This window comes from Hymenobacter taeanensis (assembly GCF_013137895.1).
GTDB classification, from domain to species: domain Bacteria; phylum Bacteroidota; class Bacteroidia; order Cytophagales; family Hymenobacteraceae; genus Hymenobacter; species Hymenobacter taeanensis.
Map to the genome: position 1 here is coordinate 1,475,245 of NZ_CP053538.1, position 19,075 is coordinate 1,494,319.

The 19,075-nt window shown below is 55.0% G+C and carries 12 protein-coding genes; 5 read left to right on the top strand and 7 right to left on the bottom strand.

All coding sequences use genetic code 11. The features are described from left to right. Window positions 1–56 precede the first annotated feature (56 nt). From csgH to HMJ29_RS06350, 7 genes are all read right to left on the bottom strand, one after another. The gene (gene csgH, locus HMJ29_RS06320; protein ID WP_171590681.1) at window positions 57–320 is read right to left on the bottom strand and encodes a curli-like amyloid fiber formation chaperone CsgH; all 264 of its coding nucleotides are present in this window, start codon (window positions 318–320) and stop codon (window positions 57–59) included. Between the two features lie 301 nt (window positions 321–621). Then, window positions 622–1,209 (bottom strand): hypothetical protein, encoded by a 588-nt coding sequence (locus tag HMJ29_RS06325; RefSeq protein WP_171590682.1) that lies wholly within the window; start codon window positions 1,207–1,209, stop codon window positions 622–624. Between the two features lie 125 nt (window positions 1,210–1,334). Then, window positions 1,335–2,135 (bottom strand): hypothetical protein, encoded by an 801-nt coding sequence (locus tag HMJ29_RS06330; RefSeq protein ID WP_171590683.1) that lies wholly within the window; start codon window positions 2,133–2,135, stop codon window positions 1,335–1,337. 206 nt (window positions 2,136–2,341) lie between these two features. After that, a complete protein-coding gene (locus tag HMJ29_RS06335) occupies window positions 2,342–3,751 on the bottom strand; it encodes a CsgG/HfaB family protein (protein WP_171590684.1) in 1,410 nt (469 codons plus the stop codon). A 69-nt stretch (window positions 3,752–3,820) separates the two neighbouring features. Further along, window positions 3,821–4,243, bottom strand: coding sequence for a curli production assembly/transport component CsgF (locus HMJ29_RS06340; protein WP_171590685.1), 423 nt, complete (start codon window positions 4,241–4,243; stop codon window positions 3,821–3,823). Window positions 4,244–4,283: 40 nt separating this feature from the next. Further along, window positions 4,284–4,889, bottom strand: a complete 606-nt coding sequence (locus HMJ29_RS06345) for a CsgE family curli-type amyloid fiber assembly protein (protein WP_171590686.1) — start codon at window positions 4,887–4,889, stop codon at window positions 4,284–4,286. Between the two features lie 500 nt (window positions 4,890–5,389). Further along, a complete protein-coding gene (locus HMJ29_RS06350) occupies window positions 5,390–8,083 on the bottom strand; it encodes a glycoside hydrolase family 3 C-terminal domain-containing protein (protein ID WP_171590687.1) in 2,694 nt (897 codons plus the stop codon). Window positions 8,084–8,638: 555 nt separating this feature from the next. Between HMJ29_RS06350 and HMJ29_RS06355 the strand changes: the two genes are divergently transcribed. The 5 genes from HMJ29_RS06355 (at window position 8,639) to HMJ29_RS06375 (ending at window position 19,049) form a co-directional block, all read left to right on the top strand. Beyond that, window positions 8,639–9,217, top strand: coding sequence for an RNA polymerase sigma factor (locus HMJ29_RS06355; RefSeq protein ID WP_171590688.1), 579 nt, complete (start codon window positions 8,639–8,641; stop codon window positions 9,215–9,217). Window positions 9,218–9,357: 140 nt separating this feature from the next. After that, window positions 9,358–10,404 carry a FecR family protein gene (locus HMJ29_RS06360; RefSeq protein ID WP_171590689.1) on the top strand — a complete coding sequence of 349 codons (1,047 nt, stop codon included), beginning with the start codon at window positions 9,358–9,360 and terminating at the stop codon, window positions 10,402–10,404. Window positions 10,405–10,580: 176 nt separating this feature from the next. Further along, window positions 10,581–14,033, top strand: a complete 3,453-nt coding sequence (locus HMJ29_RS06365; protein ID WP_171590690.1) for a TonB-dependent receptor — start codon at window positions 10,581–10,583, stop codon at window positions 14,031–14,033. Between the two features lie 21 nt (window positions 14,034–14,054). Then, entirely contained in the window at window positions 14,055–15,665 is a 1,611-nt protein-coding gene (locus tag HMJ29_RS06370) for a RagB/SusD family nutrient uptake outer membrane protein (RefSeq protein ID WP_171590691.1), read from the top strand. A gap of 558 nt (window positions 15,666–16,223) precedes the next feature. Beyond that, the gene (locus tag HMJ29_RS06375; protein ID WP_171590692.1) at window positions 16,224–19,049 is read left to right on the top strand and encodes a hybrid sensor histidine kinase/response regulator; all 2,826 of its coding nucleotides are present in this window, start codon (window positions 16,224–16,226) and stop codon (window positions 19,047–19,049) included. Window positions 19,050–19,075 lie beyond the last annotated feature (26 nt).

Genomic DNA, 19,075 nt, shown 5'->3' on the forward strand with positions numbered 1-19,075 from the left:
TTGCGCACTTTCTTGAGTCGATCAAATAACTAAAAGCCCGCCATGCTGGTTGAAAGTTAAGGGCGGGAAGCCACGTGCCGGACGGAGTCTTGAGCCACTAACTGGCCTGCCGCATCTAAAATGCGTAACTGCCCTACAAAGCTGGTGCGCTCATCTAGGTTAAGCCGTACTTCCGACAGCGTAACAGTTTGCCCAGGCTTCAGCTCAAAATGCCCCTGTTGCTTGTTAGACGACTGCCCGCCCGGGCCCCGGCGCAGCAGCAACAGCTCATACTTATAAGTAGCCGCTTGGGCAGCCAGACTGCGACAGTGCCCGGTCACAATCACGTCTTGTGCAGTTTCTTTTGTACTAATCCAAGCACGACAAGGGTTAAGCACATCAATACACGTGCTACAAAGTATAAATAGAAGTGCGTACATAAATGGGATTATAACGATGGTAGTTTTAGTTATAAATATACAGCACTTTCTTTCTATAGCAATATTAGCAACCGTTATATTTCAAATCTTCATCTAAAAATTATCTTATTTATGACTTACTGGCTTATACAAACACTAAAGGGCCAGCTCTCTTGCGAGGCTGACCTTCATTGTGTCAAGTAAGAAGCTAGATGCTGAGGGCCTACTGGCCTATACGCCCTTGCTCAATAGTGAGCTTAATACCGTTGCCTCGCATATCTACCTCATATTTTGGTGGAGCCAGGGTTTCTGTTCCTCGCTGTATAAGTGCGTTATTGTTACCGGTTTGGGTGAGCTTTACATCGGCCCCATTTGTAATTACATCTCGCAGTAGCTGGTTGCCGTCACCGTATTGGTTTAGCTCGGTAGTGTTATTATCGCCTTTCACGGCGCTGGTTACTTTGTTGTCGTTGCCGTCCTGCGTGATGCGCGTGGCATTGCCGCTGCCCATCTGCCGAAGCATTGCCTCGTTATAGTCGCCTACCTGCATAATATAGGCTTGGTTGGCCGTGTTGCCAGGGTTGTTCTGAATAGTACTAGCCTTGTTATTATCGCCCTTCTGAACGATTTCGGAGAGGTTTTGCACGTTCTGCAGCACTACCGGCAGGTTGCGCCAGTCGGCACCTATGTCCTCGGCCAAGCGCTGCTCGGCAGTGGCTGCCTCACTACGGCCTAGCTGCTGAGCAACGGCGCCAGTGCCAGCCCCTATGCTGACAATACCAGCTACTAGTAGAGTACGTATATAATGCATAGAGCTTTCCATTAGAACGGAGTGGGGATACGTTATTTAGCTAACCGAAGCCGGGCACCAACTTCTCCGGCAAGAAGCTGGCACCCGGCCGGCAGTTATCTACGCTAGCAAACTAGCGCAGTAGCTTAGTGATCCTGGTTTACGAGGGCCGAGTTGCTGTTGCCACCCTGCAGGATAGAGCTCCGCTGGTATGACTCGGTTGCCATGGCTGGTACGTTGCCAGCACCAGTGTTGTCGCGGCCCTGGTAGGTAGCAGCGGTGTTGCTGTTGCCCGTCTGCACCTGCACAGCCGTGCTGAAGTTGGTGTGCTGGAAGATGTTGCCGCTGTTGCTGTTGCCAGTCTGGTCCTGAGAAGCCAGGTTAGAGTTACCGAACTGGTTGATGTTAGCAATGTTGTTTGTGCCTTCACCATCACCGGCACCACGCTGACGCTGCTGAGCCCAGTTGTCGTTGCCGTTGTCGGTAGATTTTGGGTTAGCATCACCCGTTACCTGGTCTACGTTGATGCCGGCACGGTTACCTGAACCACGCTGCAATTGCAGAGTAGTGTTTCTGCTGCCATAAATGTTGGCTTGCGCACGGTTGTCGGTACCTACCTGCTCCTGACGGCCATAGTTACGGTCGCCTTCCAGCTGGTTGAGCTTAGCAATGTTCTTAGTCCCGGTCTGGTCAACCACTGCAATGTTTTCGTTGCCTGCCTCAACGCCAGCACCACCCTGCACTACTTCTGAGCAGTTATCGATCTGGGCTGCGCTTGGAGCAGTGTAAGAGTTTGGGTTGCCAAGGGTAGCTGAACGAGGAGATACTGTCACGGTACCACAGCCAATGCAATCGTTTACGAGACGGAACGCTTGGCGAGTGGTGCTTTGAGCGTTTGCAACGCCAGCAAATAACATTGCAGCTGCTAACAAGTGTACTTTTTTCATAATAAAGGAAAAGTTAAAAAGTGGATGGGTTGGGAATGAATTAAGGAACTTTACTGTGTATTATTTGGCCCTACCGGAAGAACAGTACAAACATATATAATAAAAGTTAATATTCAAGTAACTGGATAATAATTTATTTAAAATTTTTGTGAGAAAAAGTCAATTCACCTAAAACAGGACTTTAAGTCACTCATTTTTAGAGATTTTTACTTATCAGCTGAGGTTGACCGCATCTTGGATTGAATTAGATAAACCAGTCCAGCCCGTACGGCAGCAGAGTTGTCGTTGTAGCGGCCCACGTTGGCTCCATCAATGTCATCACGCAAAAACAAGCGCCCGTCTATCCCCCCCGTTACACTCACGCGGGAATTCACCTGATACTCTAGCCCTGCTCCTATAGTAACGTGCGGTACAACTCTGGGCTGATCTGCTCGGCCTGGTACTGAGCCAGAGGCTCGTAGGGTAGCTCCGGCAGCGCCCATCAGGTAAGGAGTAAACCGGTCTGTAGGGAGTAGCCGCGTCTGCACGCCTGCCTCGGCGTAGTAGAAGCGCTGATTAAAAAACCGCTCTGAGGCCAACCGGCCCTGCCCGCCCGCTACAAACGGGCTCCAGCGCCCACCGGGCAGTTGGTAGCTCAGCATCCCGTGTACCACAGGCCGGGTTTGGGGGGAGGCATAGTCGCCGGCATAGCGCTGGGCGCCAGCAGTCAGGGATAGGCCTAGCGCGGGCTGCCGCTGCATTACCTGGCGGCCCAGCACATCATAATGCTTACCGTACTCCCGCTCCTGAACGTACTGCCGCATTTTTGGCCCCCTAAGGTCGGTGGAGTCTTTGGGCAGCCACAAGCCATCCAGCATGCCTTCATAAATAAGGGCCTGCACAGCTTTCTCAATGGCTTCCTTCACGGCCATTTCGCTGGGCTCATTATAGGTGAAGCCCGTCTCTGTCTCCAGCAGCCGCTTGAAATTCACAAACCGGAACAGGCTGGCATCAACCTGCTGGGAGAGGATGGTTTTGGAGGTGTACACCGTTTTAAGGATGCGCCCGTTGCTGGTGCTAATGGCGCGCAGGTACACTGTAACCCTATCCTGGCGATACTGCCCCGATGCCCCGGCCCCAAAGTAGCGTAAGCCCGCGCCCCCGGTAAGCATATTGGCATCATAAGAGATGATTCCGCCTTCCAGCATAGTGCCGGCAAACAGCAAGGGCGGCAGTACGGGCTGCTTCACGCCCGTCTGCTCCGTAAATTCTGCTCTTGTAGAGCGGATAATCTTGCGCTCATTGAGCAGGTTGCCCAGGTTTTCACGCTCGATGGGGTCAAACCAGCCCGATTCTTCCAGAGCGCGGAGCAGGATGGTGGTGGTACCCTGCGTGATGGCCGTAGAAAAGCTGGACCCGTTGGTTTGAGGCTTGTACTGGCCGGTCTGGTCGCGGAATTTATAAACGGCTACTACGGTGCGCAGTCTGGGCGTGGGCAAGTCCTGCATGGCCTGGTTGCCGTTTACCTCAGCCCCTAAACGGGCCCGCTCCGTAGAAAAAGGCTGATGGAAATAGGGGCTGCAGCCAGTAAGCAATAGCCCAACCAGTCCACCTAAACAGGTAGAAAGTGATTTCATGTACAAGAACGAATAGGTGCTAGTATGTTGACCCAGGCAGCAAGCCTGTTAAATACCAAGCGTATAGCCCTAGGGAATAGAGGGAATAGTAACGGTGGTCTGGTTGCCCGTAGCGGGGTCACTAATTTGAATTACTACGCCTGAGTTACCCGGCGTAACCTGAATCTGGTAGCCGCCCACCGTATAGTTGCCGGCCCGTACGGCGCCTTTTCCAAACTGATCAGAGATAAAGCGGTCAGTGAGTTGGCTCAGAATCTGCCGGTTTAGGCCCGCCGCAAAATCAGCCAGCGGATCGGTGGCGGCGCGGGCCTGCGAGGCATTGGGGTCTTTGTTGGTATCCTGGGAGGTTGCTGAGCTCAGCAACCAGGAGTAGTTAAAGCTGTTGCCCCCGCCAAAGCTGGGGTTTTTGGGCTCATACACGAAATCTTGCGCGGCGGCACTACGCGCCGTAAATAACAGGCCTAGCCCAACTAAGAGAGAAAAAATTTTCATACGCACTGGGTAAATAAGGAAGGGTGAGAGGTGGGATGCGTTAAAAGGTTTCGAGGGGCTGCTTCGCTCCTCTTTCCAGCTGCCGGCTAACATTGCTGGCTTCCTGCAGAAAAGCCACCACGGTGCCGATAGCTTCCGCCACAGCGGCTTCTATATATTCGGCTTTGGGCTGCAGGGGCATTTCCAGCAAGTCGCTTTCGTTGACGCTAACCATAATTAGCGTAGCCGTGCCGCGGCTGGGCTTTTCCAAAAGGGTTATCACGTAATCATCGGTGCCGGCCGGCGCTTCAAACTGCGTGTAGAACAGGTCGTAGAAGTCGTGGCCAACTTTGCTGATCGTCTGATCTACAATGAGCCCCTCTATCTCCATGGTGCGTTGCTGCCGGGGTGCCTGGGCCGAATCGGAGGTGGCCTGCAGGAGTAGGCGCAGGGCTTCTTCCAGCTTTTTGGCGGGCAACGGCGCGGCCTTTGATTCCCGGACGGGGGCTTGCTGCTTTTGCTGCTCCTGTGGGTTTTCTCGCACCGGAATGCGCCGTCGCTCCTGGCCTGCTGCTAGTTGGGTTAACAGTAGTAAGCCGCTCAGGCAAATCAGCCGGCTTGCACAAGCTGCCAGGCTGCTAGCCACTGCTCTGCTTCTTCTCGCCATGTGTGCGAACCAATTAGCTGCCATAGTATGATGTATTCAAACCAAACGCTATGCTTAGCATGAGCAAACACCCTTAAGCATAGATGTAAAAAAAAGTATGGGCTAATAGGAATAAATAGATGCATAAATGTAAATATTTAATTAAATAATCCAAGTATCCTGGCATATTTTTGTCCTTAAATAATCGCGACTTGAACAAAATAAGGAAACGCTCCATACTTCCCTCTGGCAGTTTATGGGCCTTTGAATCATAATACAGTATACAGTCGGACTGCCAGATCAGCTTTAAGCTCCTGTTACACTATTGGTGGCTGCCCTGGAATTGATTGTTCTTACTCCCTATAAGGAAAGCTGTTACTTGAGTCTTATTACCAAGCTATGTACCTCTATTACGCCATAGCAGAATGGGCACAAAGTAGCTAGGCCTACTGCTCCCTCACCTACACCATGGCTGATGAAGGTGGGAGCAGTAGGCCTAGCCGTTTACTATCGGTTATAGCTTACTCAATCACGGTGCGTTTGCCCTGGAGCTTTACGTCAGTCTTCAGCACGTTGCCCTTGGCTACGGCCTCGGGGAGCGGCTGGCCGCCGCCGGCAAACAACTGCACCATACCTGCCTCTTCCGCGCGCTGGGCCTGGGCATTCAACTGCGACAGTTGACGGGGAGTAAGCGTGAACTTCACCGTCTTTTTCTCCCCGGCCTGCAGTGGCACGCGCCGGAAGCCTTCCAGAGCGTGCAGGGCCACGCGGCCTTTAGCATCGGGGTGGCGCACGTAGAGCTGCACTACCTCGTCGCCGGGGCGCTGGCTGGTGTTCTGCACCTCCACGCTCACCTGCACGGGCTGACCGGTTTTGGCTTTGGAAGGCGCCTTCAGGTTACTGTACTTGAAGGTGGAGTAGCTCAGGCCGTGGCCGAAGGGATAGAGCGGGGTATCCTTGAAGTAGCGGTAAGTGCGGCCGGCCATGTCGTAGTTATCGAAGGGTGGCAGCTGGCTCTCCGACTTATAAAACGTCACGGGCAGGCGGCCGGCGGGGTTATAGTCGCCAAAGAGCACATCGGCAATGGCCGTACCAGCGGCCTGCCCGCCGTACCAGCTGTTCACAATGGCCGGCAGGTTGGCTGCCTCCCACTGGCACCCGATGGCGCTGCCAGTCATCATTACAAACACCACCGGCTTACCCGTGGAGTGCAGCACCTGCATTAGCTCGGTCTGCACTTTAGGGAGGGCAATGCTGGTTCGGTCACCGCCGCTGAAGCCTTCCACGTTCACTTTCATCTCCTCGCCTTCCAGCCGCGGCGAGATGCCGCCCACAAACACAATGGCGTCGGCGTCTTTCACCTGGCCTAGGATGTTCTGGGCGTTCATGGGCACCACGCGGGCCCCGGTGAACTTCAGAATGGTGCGGCTCACGGCTTGGAAATACTCAATCTTGATGGCCAGCTTCTTGCCGGCTTCCACCTTCATGATGTGCTGCATGGTAGACACGCCCCGGCCCTTCCAGTTATCTAGTACCAGCTGGTTGTTGATGAACAGGCGGTAGCCATCGTCGCCGGTAACCTGGAAGGCCATCTCCTCCGACTTCTCGGGGGTGAACGTGCTCAGGTAGCGCGCCGATACGTTTTCCGAGGGCAGACCCGGTACAATCTCCAGCTTGGTGTTGGCCAGGTAGCGGTCTAGGCCAGGTTCCTGCACCGTAGCCACGGGCTTGCCCTCCAGGTTAGTGCCTTTGAAGTACTCGGCCCGGAAGCCCGGCTTACCCTCGTAGGCCAGGTCCTTGTTGAGGTCGAAGGTTTCATACACGATGTTGCTGGCGTAGTCAACGCCCTGAATGTACGTGACCTGGGTATTGGGCCCTACTTTCTCCCGGATGCCCATGAGGGGCGTCACGTTGCGGGTGGGAAAGCCATTGTAGTTGCCCAGCTGCACACTTTCGTTGTCGGCGTTGGGGCCAAGCACAGCAATCTTCTTCAAGCCTTTGCGCAACGGCAGGGTGTTATTCTCATTCTTAAGCAGTACCATCGACTCCTGTGCCATTTTGAGGGCGTGGGCCTGGTGCGGGGCGCTTTCCACTACGCTCATCGGAATCTGGGCATACTTCACGCGCTCCACGGGGTCAAACATGCCCAACTGAAAGCGAATCTTATACAGCCGCTTCACCGATACATCGAGCTGCTTTTCCGTAATCAAGCCTTTCTGCACCGCTTCCAGCAGAGAGTTGTAGGTGAAGAGCTTGCCGGTGGCGCACTCAATATCGGTGCCGTGCAGCACGGCGTTAGCGGCAGCAGTAGCTGCATCGGGGTCGGTTTTATGGTGCTGCCAGAAGTCGTTGAGGCCGTCGCAGTCGGAGGTAACGTAGCCCTTGAACTTCCACTTGTCGTAGAGGATTTCGTTCATGAGCTTGTCGCTACCACAGCAGGGCTGCCCGGCGTAGGCATTGTAGGCACACATCACGCCGGCCACTTTGGCATCCACTACCAGGTCGCGGAAGGCGGGCAGGTAGGTATCCCAGAGGTCGTAGTCGCTGATTTGGGCGTTGAACTCATGGCGCAACTGCTCTGGGCCGCTGTGCACGGCAAAGTGCTTGGCGCAGGCCGTAATCTTAAGATACTTAGGGTCGTCGCCCTGGAACCCTCGTACCAACGCTGAGCCTAGCTGGCCCGTCAGGTAGGGGTCTTCCCCGTAGGTTTCCTGGCCCCGGCCCCAGCGCGGGTCACGAAAGATGTTGATGTTGGGCGTCCAGAAGGTGAGGCCCTGATAAATTCCCCGCTCCCCGCGCCGCACGTACTCTTGGTGCACCGCCCGGGCTTCATCGGAGGTGATGGTGGCCATCCGCAGCATAGCGTCCTCATCGAAGGTGGCAGCCAGGCCTATAGCCTGCGGAAACACCGTGGTTTTCATGCTGGTGCGGGCCACGCCGTGCAGAGCCTCATTCCACCAGTTGTAGGCGGGTATCTCCAGCCGGTCTATCGGGGCTGAAGCGTTAAGCATCTGCGACACTTTTTCCGGCAAGGTCAGGCGGCCCACCAGGTCATCTACCCGCTGGTCGATGGGCAGGTCGGGGTTGCGGAAGGGCAGATCGGCGACGGGAACTGGGGCAGACTGCGCGGTAGTGGGAACTCCGGGCTGAGAGTTTTGGCTGGGAATGCCGCCCGTAAGAGCTGCCAGCCACAACATGATGAGTGGGTTTTTCATCTGTAGAACACAAGTAAATATTCAGTGCCCGACTATGGCCAGCACGCTACTAGCCTACAGCCCAAGGCCCGCCAGCAGGCCGCGCCATCCAAGAAGGGACGTATTAAGGCCGGCGCTAAAGTAGGCGTACCGTCAACAGCTGACCATCTTCTGCACTCTTGCCAGAAAGAAATAAACTATGCAATCGTTTCAGATAGTATTTTTTATAGGATACATAGCACCGATACTATTAATGCCTGGCACCATGCACCACCAGCTACTGCTATTAGCTAAGGCTGGGGGCAAATGGCCAGTCGAGAACCGTCACAAATAGCTCATTAAATGGCATTCCGCAGTTCTGCCCCAGCTAATAATCTATTAAACACTATGTGAAAAACACAGCCAATTACCGTCCTGTAGTAGGGGTGAATCTGTTGATGATTACCCGTGAATGCTTGCCTTTTTGTTGCTTGTGAGGAATTTCAGACTTGATAATTCACTGACCCTAAACTGTATATTCGCAGGAGAAGCATATCCATTTTCCTCTTTTACTCCGTGCAACCTACTTCCGTCCGCATGTATGCTTCTTACTCAGAGGCCACCCTGCTCGACGCTCTACGAGCGGGCGATGAAGGGGCCTTTGCGGAGATGTATAAGCGCTACAGCTTCCGCCTGTTTACAGTGGCTTACCAGAAGCTGAAAAGCCGTGAAGCAGCCGAGGAGTTGGTGCAGGACTTGTTCGAGAACCTCTGGACGCGGCGGGCTACCATACAGGTAGAGCAGCTCGACCACTACCTGTTTTCGGCTATCAAGTACCGCATCATCAACTACATCAAAACGCAGAAGCTGCGCGCGGGCTACCAGCTATACATGCAGGTAAGCGTTTCGGAAAAGAACACGGAAACCGAAGAGGCGCTGGCCTTGAATGACCTGACGGCAGCATTGCTGGCCGGAATGCAAGACCTGCCCGAGAAGTCGCGGGAGATTTTTCAACTCAGCCGGTTTGAGCATTATAGCGTGTCGGAAATCTCCGGGCATATTAATCTATCTGAGAAAACGGTGGAGTATCACCTTACCAAATCCCTCAAACTATTGCGGCGCTACCTGCGGGATTTCTTGCTTGCAGTGCTGCCGATACTGTTTTTATTGAAATAGCAATCAGCTGATTATCAAGCAATTACCAGATTATTTATTAGTCACCAAAAAGAATTTTCAGAAAAAGCATCCTCGGGTTTAGGGGTCAGAGCAAGTTAGATGACTTGTTAGATAGATGCCCGCCTAAAACCCCTGCGAACGTGACCGAAGCCCAATTTCAAACTCTGCTCCAACGCTATCTGGACGGCCAGTGTACGCCCGAAGAGGCCCTCGTAGTGGAGCAGTGGTACAACCGTTTGGAGGAGGCCGAAGGCAAGGTGTTGCGCACCCAAAACCAGGAGGCCGTAGAGGATGCCATCTGGCAGCGCATTCAGCAAAATAAGAAGCCGGAGGTTCCGGCGCCTATAGTAGTTCAGCATCCGGCCAGCTTCTGGCAGCGCCCCCAGCTTCAGTGGGCGGCCATCCTACTCTTCGCCATGGGCCTAGGCCTGTTGTTCCCGGCGCTGAAGCACCTCCAGACCACCCAACAACCCAACAACGCAACCGCCAACGGCTGGATGCGCCACAGCAACACCACTGCCCAGGAACAAGCCTTCCGCCTCCCCGATGGCAGCCTGATTACCCTGCACCCCGGCAGCAGCTTGCGCTACGCTACTGGCCTAGCAGGCCCTAAACGCGAGGTGTACCTGGAGGGAGAAGCCTTTTTTCAAGTGAGCAAGAACCCGGCTCGTCCGTTTCTGGTGTTCACCAAGCAGGTGGTTACTACGGTACTAGGTACCAGCTTCCGGGTGAAGGCCTACGCGGCTGGCAAAGAAGCCTCAGTAGCAGTACGTGAGGGCAAAGTTTCAGTGCAGGCCCGCGAGCATGCCCAGTTGGATGCCACGCCCGTTAAGCCCGCGGCCTACGGGGTGGTGCTGCTACCTAATCAGCAGGTGGTGTATTCCGTGGCCAAGCAGCACCTTCGGAAGGAACTGGTTGACAAGCCGGTGGTACTAGTGCCCCAGTCCTTTGAATTTGAGGAACGGCCCGTAGCCGAGGTACTCACGGCCCTGGAAAAGGCCTACGGCGTGGCAATAGCCTATGACAAAGCGAAGCTAGCGGGCTGTACCGTCAGCATTGCCTTCTACGATGAGCCTCTGTTCGAGAAGCTAGGCCTCTTGTGCAAGTCGCTGGGCGCCTACTACACCATGTCGGAGGCCCAAATCACTATACACAGCACCGGTTGCCAGCCAAGCCCACAGAGCTAGGCTTCTCTGGGTGCAACCCCACTTAGCTCTGGCCTATACCCCATTACCAGTCGGGTACGCGCCTTCACTACTACCCCACCCTTAATCCCTTTACTCTTAAAGCACTACAGCATCTGAGTCGATCTTCGCCTCACCTCATTCCATCCCACAACCCCACTACCGTTCAGCCAAATCCCATGAAAAAGCTGGTACATTTCCCCCCACCGTTCCATATTACTGCTAAGGCTCTGACGCTTCAGGCGGCCATGCTTTGCCTCCCGGCAAGCCTTGCCGTTGCTCATGTTGCGGCCCCAGCTTCCGATGCCGCAGTAGCGCAACCCGCCGTAGCCCAAACGGTGCTGGAGCGCAAAATCACGTTGCAGGTAGAAGCTCAAACGATTAAAGAAACCCTGGGCCAGATTGCCAAGCAGGCTAATATTCGCTTTGTATATAGCCAGCAGCTGATTGGTGCTGAGCGCAAAGTGTCGCTGCAAGCACAAGACCAGCCTCTCTCCACGGTGCTAGATGAGGTGCTGTCGCCGCTGAAAATCCAGTATGAGGTGAGCAATGACCGTGTTGTGCTGCGGGCACCAAAACCAACCTCCGCAATCGTTTCCAATGCAAACGTTTCAGAGCTGGCCAATGTCCCGGTCTCGGGTCGGGTAGTAGATGCCAAAGGCAATGGCCTGCCCGGCGTAACGGTGGTGGTGAAGAACACTACCATCGGTACCAGCACCGGCTCTGATGGCAGTTTTAGCCTGCAGGTACCGGAAAACAGTGTACTCGTTATCAGCTTTGTAGGCTTCACGCGCCGGGAAGTTCCCGTTGTGGGTGCTACCAGTAGCCTGAGCATTACGCTAGCCGAGGATTCGCAAGCCCTGAATGAAGTTGTGGTAATTGGCTATGGTACGGCCCGCAAAAGCGACCTGACCGGCTCGGTAGCTTCCGTAAGCGCAGCGCAGCTTACTCAGGTGGCCACCGCCGACCCCGTGCAAGCCCTGCAGGGCCGCGTGGCCGGGGTAGAGGTTACGTCGAACAGTGGCCAACCCGGCTCGGGCACCCGCATCAGGGTGCGGGGTGTGGGCACCATCAACAACAGTGACCCACTATATGTGGTAGACGGGGTGCAGACCAGCGACATCAGCTTTTTGCTACCCACCGATATCGAGTCGACTGAAATTCTGAAGGATGCTTCGGCCACCGCCATTTATGGTTCTCGCGGGGCCAATGGCGTGGTGCTCATCACCACCAAGCACGGCAAGGCAGGCCTGACCCAGTTTAACGCCACCGGTTACACCGGCTTTCAGGAAATCCGGCATAAGCTAGACCTTACTAACGCTACGCAGTACGCTACGCTTGTGAGTGAGGCATATGCCAATGCGGGGGCCCCCATACCCCCCAATTACAGAACGGCCCTGCAGAACGCTATTTCCACCAACGATAAAGGGCCTAATTTCCAGGACTTGATAACGCAAAAGGGCCTGATTCAGAACTATAGTCTCTCGGCGGCAGGTGGCACTGAGCAAAACCGTTTTCTGGTGAGCGGCAGCTACTTCCAGCAAGACGGCATTATCAAGAACTCAGGCTTCAGGAAGTACGTGGTGCGCGTGAATGATGATCTGCAGCTCACCAAGCGCATTAAGGCGGGCGTTTCGGGTACGTTCTCCAGCTCCAATGCCACCGGCCAGGGCGACGGTACCGGTGGCTCCGTGCCCTATACCATTATCCAGAATGCCATTCTGGCTAACCCGTTATACTCGCCCTACAACTCCGACGGCTCCTACCACTTCGACGACCTCGTTAATACGCCCAACGTGCCTCGCTCACTAGAGGAGCAGAAGTACAACAAGAACCAGTATACGTCACTGTTTTCCACGGCGTACCTGGATATTACCTTAGCAAAGGGGTTGAGCTTCCGTTCCACCTTCGGCATTAACTACAACAACAGCCACCCCAAAAACTACCAACCTCAGTACTACCTTGGCCCCACTGACCAGCGGGCCCAGAGCGCGCTCATTGAAACGCGTAACGAGTCGGTGTCGTGGGTATGGTCGAACTACGCCAACTATACCCGGGACCTGGGCAACAACAGCTCCTTCTCCGCCACTCTAGGCCAGGAAGCGCAGCGTAATTATGGTAACGGCATTTCCGTGACGGGCTATAACGTGCCCGCTGATGCCTCCCTACAGTATATCTCGGCTTCGCGCAGCTCCAGCAATGCCATCCGTAGTTCCCAGTATGACAGCGGCCTGCTCTCCTACTTCGGCCGGGCCAATTACAACTTCCACGATAAATACCTACTCACGGGTACGTTGCGCTTCGACCAGACCTCCAAGTTTCTGGGGCCGGTGCGCACGGGCACATTCCCTTCGGTGGGCGCCGCCTGGAACATCTCCAATGAGGATTTCCTGAAAGGCATCTCGGCCATCTCCTCGCTGAAGCTTCGGGCCAGCTACGGGGCGGTAGGTAATCAAAACGCAGCTCCCAACTATGGTTATGCTTCGGTGGCCCGCGGCAACCAGACCTACACTTTTAACGGTGTAGCGGCTCCTGGCCTGGCCATCACGCAGCTCAATAACCCCGACCTGAAATGGGAAACCGCAGTTACTCAGGATGTCGGTATTGATGGAGAGTTCTTCGATAGCAAAGTGACCATCACCGCCGACTACTTTATCCGGCGCACCAAGGATATGATTGCCCTGCTGCCCGTGCCCGACTACGTAGGCCAGGCCCCAGCCAGCGCCAATGTGGGCTCCCTGCGCAATCGTGGCCTGGAACTGGCCTTGGGCTACCGCAACCAGATCGGGAAGCTGCAATACAACCTGGGGCTGAACTTCACCAAAATCAGCAACGAAATCACGGATCTGGGTGGGGCTAACCCTATTGCCAGTGGCAACGTGCTGGTGCAAACCGGCAACACTACGCTTACCAGCGTAGGCCGCGAAATAGCGTACTTCTACGGACTGAAGGCCGATGGTATTTTCCGCAATCAGAGCGAGGTTGATGCTTACAAAGGTTCTACTGGTGCCCTCATCCAGCCCGGGGCCAAACCCGGCGACGTGAAGTACCGCGACGTGAACGGCGACGGTCAGATTACCTCCCTGGATAATACCTACCTGGGTAGTGCTACGCCCAAGTTCACCTATGGTGGCTCCGTTAACCTCTCCTACAGCAACTTCGACTTTAAGGTGCTGCTGTATGGGGTGCAAGGCGCCGAAGCGGTTAATGGTGGTGCCTTCCGGCTGTTGGAGTCAAGCAATTTTGTGGGTGCCTGGAACAACTTCTACGCGTCTCGGATGGACCGCTGGACGCCCAGCAACCCCAACGCCAGCCAGCCCCGCGTGACCTCCAACGACACCAACGGCAATGACCGGTTCAGCAGCCGCTACGTGGAGGATGCCAGCTACCTGCGCGCCCGCAATATGGAACTGGGCTACACGCTGCCTACCACGGTAGGCTCGCGTTTCCACGTGAACGGGTTCCGGGTATTTGCCTCGGTTGATAACGTGTTTACCATCACCAAATACACCGGCTACGACCCCGAGATTTCTACGGCAGGATTCTACAACAACCCCCTGGCCTACGGCGTGGATTACGGTAATTACCCTCAGGCCCGCACCTACCGCCTGGGCTTCAACCTGCAGTTTTAACGATACTTTTACGCACTCAAGATGAAAACTTCCCACGCAGCCCGGCTTGTTGCCTTCACGGTGATGGCGGCGCTTTCACAAGGATGCGACAGCTTCCTGGATAAAGATCCCCTGGGTACTACTACGCAGGACAACCTATTCAAAGACCCCACGAACGCGGTGCAAGCCGTAAACGCAGTGTACGACGTAGCCGCCTGGGACCAGGGCCCCAAGTGGGGTGACCCTAACGGACAGTTCGTGCCTCAAACGTACGAGTGGATGTTCGGGGACGTGATGTCGGATGATGCCGCTAAGGGCAGCTCCCCCAGCGACTTCCCGACCCTCACGGAGCTAAAGACCTGGAACATTCCTGCTTCTAACCCGCCCGTAACTACGCTGTGGGTTCACAGCTTCACCGGCATTGCCCGAGCCAACACGGTCATCAACAACATTGACGCGGGCACCATTGACGCCGCACTGAAGGCTCGTTTGAAAGGTGAGGCCTTATTTCTGCGGGGATATTTCTACTTCAACCTCGTGAAGTCATTCGGTGGAGTACCGCTGTTCGATAAGTCGCCCACGCCCACTGAGGCTCCTAACGTAACGCGTGCCAGCATAGCCCAGACCTATGCTTTCATTGAGAAAGACTGGAAGCAAGCCGCCACGTTGCTGCCCGAGAAAAGTGCTTATGCCGCCGCTGATTTAGGCCGCGCTACCAAAGGGGCTGCCAATGCCTACCTGGCCCGCGCCATTATGTACCAGCTGGGTACCGTAAACGGCAACAACCATACCTGGCAGGAGGTGTATGACCTCACCAGCACCGTAATTACCTCCAACCAATACAGCCTGCTCCCCAACTATGCGGCTATTCATCAGGAGATAGGCGAAAACAGCAGCGAGTCACTCTTCGAGATTCAGTTTGCGTCATCTAACGACACGTACGGCCCTATTTCGGTGGGTACTACCAACAACATCTTCCAGAACAACCGCAAAACATTTGGCTACGGCTTCAACAACCCCACCCAAAATCTGGTGGATGAGTTTGAGCCGAATGACCCACGCCTGGAGGCTACCGTTATCAAAGATGGCGACGTGGTGTTAGGCGTGTTGAATACCATTGACCGCACCGAGAACGAGACGGGGTACTTAAACCGCAAAGCTGCTATTATCCGGCCTAATGCTCCGGAATCGGGCCCGCAAAACATCCGCAAAATGCGTTACGCTGATGTGCTGCTGATGAAAGCCGAGGCAGCCGCTCAGCTCAACAAAAACAGCGAAGCAATAGCCCTGGTAAACCAGGTGCGGCAACGTGCCCGTACCTCTACTCGCCCGCCCGGTACTACAGTTGGCACTCTAACCTACGCGCCCGCCAACACGCCTCCCGGCACCCTCCCCGACCTGGCCTCTGGCCTTGCGGGGCAAGCCCTGCTGAACGCCATTTGGCACGAGCGCCGGGTAGAGTTCGGGGAAGAGTCGTTGCGCCTGTGGGACCTGATCCGGACGGGCCGCTACCTGAACACTCTGCCCGCTGACGTTCGGGCCCGGGCCCTGTCGCATGCCGCCACTGAAACGTCAGTGAATCCTTTCCCGCTGCTGCCTATTTCCCTGAATGATGCACAGAGTTGGAAGCTCCCGCAAAACCCTGGCTATTAAGCCAGGAATAAGGACCCTTTTGCTTTAGAACTGGCCTAGGCATACCTCATAATTAGCTTGCGCAAGAGGCCCACTCTACCACCCATAGAGTGGGCCTCTTTGTGTGTTTATTCGACTGTACAGAGCCTAAAGCCCCAGCCGCGGCAGTTTGATACCCCAAACCAACTCGGAGGTTACAGGCAAAAGAACTCTTCTCTTACCCTGTTAACACACGCTGAACAATACCCCACTCTTAATTGTATGCTGACCTGATATGAACTCGAAAATCAATATTTCATCTTTACGCTTCTACTGAAACAATACTATTTATTTAACGTTACCACCGGGAGCTTATTTCTCGAATAAGTAAAATTTTTTGTCATGCTCTAAACAAGCTTAGCAATACAGTACTGCTCTGCAGGTACATTAAACAAACTATTAAGCCATTCACACTTTATTGAGTCATATTTATATATTATAAAAATTATAAATTTTCACAAATCAGTTATATAATAATAGACATATTCATTGGCTCCACTTGTTATATTTGTCTCTTTATCACTTTGCGTATTTGACTGAATGTCTGCTGTTGAGCTCTCTAGCTGTCTCACCACCCCGCCTGTTGCCCCCTCCGACGACCAAGCATGGCGCGTATGGGCGGAGAATCATATAGCAGCCCTACAAAATGCCTTGGCCACTGCCCAAGCGCAAGTTCAGCTTACTGAGGCTCGTTTGGCCGGATTGCTGGAAGCCTTGCCTGGTAGCAACGTGTTAGTTTCAAAGCAGGGCCAGTTAATAACCGCCAACCAGTGTGGCCTAGATTGGCTTGGCTGCGCAAGTGATAAAAAGTCAGAACCCGATTGCACCGTTGCGTTGCAGCATCACTTTCAAAACTCGGCGGCTTTTGTAACGCGCGCCCAACAGCTGCGAGCGGCAGGGCAGGCAATGCGGGGCGAAGTGGCAGTGCTAACCGATGGGCAGACTCTGGAGTGGGATTACTTACCACTCGGTGAAGGCGAGGAGGGACACCTCCTGCGTTTCCAGCCACTGTCGACGACTACTGCTCAGCGCGATTTCTACGAAACCATTCTGCAACAGCTTCCCGTGGAGGTGGCCGTCTTCGACGCGGAGCACCGCTACCGCTTCGTAAATGTCAATGGCATTCTGAATGCCACCACGCGGGCGTGGGTAATTGGCCATACCGACTTTGAGTATTGCGCTCATTTCCAGCGCCCCCTGGAACTGGCCCAGGAACGCCACCGCTGCTTTGAGCAGGCGCTGCAAACCCGCGCGCCGATTACGTGGGAAGAAATGCAGGAAACGGCCGATGGTACGCAGTATGTGCGGCGGTATTTTCTGCCGGTGTTTGCCCCCGATGGCACCTTGCACATGATGGTAGGCCTGGGCGAGGACATTACGGAGCGCCGCCGCGTAGAAAACCAGCTTGCTGAACAACGGGCCTTTTACGAATATGTGCTGGACCATCTCCCGTGTGATGTGGGGGTGTTCGACCACAAATTCCGGTACCTGTTTGTAAATGCCAGCGGTATTAAAGACCCGGAGCTGCGCAAATGGGTGATTGGCAAAGACAACTACGCCTACTTCTCCCGTACTAATCGCCCGGTTTCCATGGCGCACGAGCGCCATGCGCAGTTTGAGCAGGCAGTTCAGCAACGAGGCCTAGTAACGTACGACGAAACGTTTCTGCGGCCTGATGGTGACCGGTACATGTACCGGTGCCTGCAACCCGTGTTTCACCCCGATGGCTCCCTGCACATGATTTTGGGCTATGGCCTTGATGTGACGGAGCGCGTAGCCACGGAGCGGGCCCTGCGCCACGCCAAGCTGGCAGCAGAGTCGGCGGTGCGGGCCCGGGAGCTTTTCCTGGCTAACATGAGCCACGAGATTCGGACGCCCATGAACGCTATTCTGGGCATGAGTCAGCTACTGGCTAAAACTCCGCTTACGCCCACCCAAAGCAGCTACCAGCAGGCCATCACCACCTCCGCCGACAACCTGCTGGTCATCATCAACGACATCCTGGATCTTTCTAAGCTGGAGGCAGGTAAAATGGTGCTGGAGCAGGTAGGCTTCTCACCCGCCCATCTGCTGGCTCAGGTAGAGCAGACTCTGCAGTATAAAGCCGCCGAAAAAGGTCTGTGCCTGCGCACGCAAGTGGGGCAGGGCCTGCCGGCGGTACTCCTCGGCGACCCTTACCGCATTACTCAGGTGCTGCTCAATTTGGCTGGTAATGCCATCAAATTCACGGAAAAGGGTCACGTGGCAGTTTCGTGTGAGGTAGTAGCTGCCGACGCACCCAGCGGCACCGTAGATGTGCAATTTGAGGTCAGTGACACCGGCATAGGGATTGAGCCCGAGTTTCTGGCTCATATCTTCCAGGAGTTCAGCCAGGAAGACGCCTCCGTGACCCGTAAGTTTGGCGGTACGGGCCTAGGCCTGCCCATTTGCCGCAACCTGGTAAAGCTAATGGGCGGCGATGTGCAGCTGGAAAGCGAAAAGCACCGCGGCACGGTCACCCGCTTTACGCTGCGCCTGCCCGTTGGCACGGCCAATGACCTACTGCCTCAGGCACTGTTACCCGAAGACAGCCCCCTACGGCAGCACCTGCGCCACAAACACGTGCTGCTGGTAGAAGACAACCGCTTCAACCGCCAGATTGCCAAAACTTTCCTGCAGCAGGCGCACGTGCAGGTAACTGAGGCCGTGCATGGCGCTGAGGCCCTGGCCCTGGCGCAGGAGCAGTCTTTTGACCTGATTCTGATGGATATTCAGATGCCCATTCTGGATGGGTATGGGGCCACTACCGCGCTCCGCCAGCAGTTGCAGCTCACCACGCCCATCATTGCCCTAACGGCTAATGCCATTAAAGGAGAGCGAGAAAAATGCCTGGCGGCGGGTATGAACGGCTATCTGGCCAAGCCTTTTCAGGAGGCTGAGCTGCTGCGGGTGGTTAGCGAGTGGGTATTGCCGCAGGCCGGGTCAACAACGCCTGCTTCACAGTTTCCTACCCCTGCCACTCCCACATCAGAGCTATACCGGACTGATGAGCTTCTGAAAGTGGGCCAGGGCGACCTGACCTTCGTGAATTTTATGCTGGAAACTTTTGTGGAAAGCAGCGAAGAGGGTTTGCAGGAACTGGCAACAGGGCTTCAGGAAGGTAACGTGGCCCGGCTAAAAAGCGCGGCGCACACCCTTAAGCCCAGCCTGGCCCACTTGCACGTGACTCACCTGCTTCCGGCCGTTACCGAGCTCGACCAGTGGCAGGGCGAGTTCCAGCACGAGGCTCTGACGGCGCTGGTAACTACCATTACCCAGCATTTGCGGGAAGTTATCAGCCATATGCGTTTAGCGTTGGCTGCGCCGCAGACTATAGCTGCTGAATAATTACCTGAGCACGCTTACCGCTTTGC

Excerpts from the sequence above, each read along its gene's own strand:
- HMJ29_RS06325 (WP_171590682.1), bottom strand. The coding sequence starts at position 1,209 with ATGCATTATATACGTACTCTACTAGTAGCTGGTATTGTCAGCATAGGG.
- HMJ29_RS06330 (WP_171590683.1), bottom strand. The coding sequence starts at position 2,135 with ATGAAAAAAGTACACTTGTTAGCAGCTGCAATGTTATTTGCTGGCGTT.
- HMJ29_RS06335 (WP_171590684.1), bottom strand. The coding sequence starts at position 3,751 with ATGAAATCACTTTCTACCTGTTTAGGTGGACTGGTTGGGCTATTGCTT.
- HMJ29_RS06340 (WP_171590685.1), bottom strand. The coding sequence starts at position 4,243 with ATGAAAATTTTTTCTCTCTTAGTTGGGCTAGGCCTGTTATTTACGGCG.
- HMJ29_RS06345 (WP_171590686.1), bottom strand. The coding sequence starts at position 4,889 with ATGGCGAGAAGAAGCAGAGCAGTGGCTAGCAGCCTGGCAGCTTGTGCA.
- HMJ29_RS06350 (WP_171590687.1), bottom strand. The coding sequence starts at position 8,083 with ATGAAAAACCCACTCATCATGTTGTGGCTGGCAGCTCTTACGGGCGGC.
- HMJ29_RS06355 (WP_171590688.1), top strand. The coding sequence starts at position 8,639 with ATGTATGCTTCTTACTCAGAGGCCACCCTGCTCGACGCTCTACGAGCG.
- HMJ29_RS06365 (WP_171590690.1), top strand. The coding sequence starts at position 10,581 with ATGAAAAAGCTGGTACATTTCCCCCCACCGTTCCATATTACTGCTAAG.
- HMJ29_RS06370 (WP_171590691.1), top strand. The coding sequence starts at position 14,055 with ATGAAAACTTCCCACGCAGCCCGGCTTGTTGCCTTCACGGTGATGGCG.
- HMJ29_RS06375 (WP_171590692.1), top strand. The coding sequence starts at position 16,224 with ATGTCTGCTGTTGAGCTCTCTAGCTGTCTCACCACCCCGCCTGTTGCC.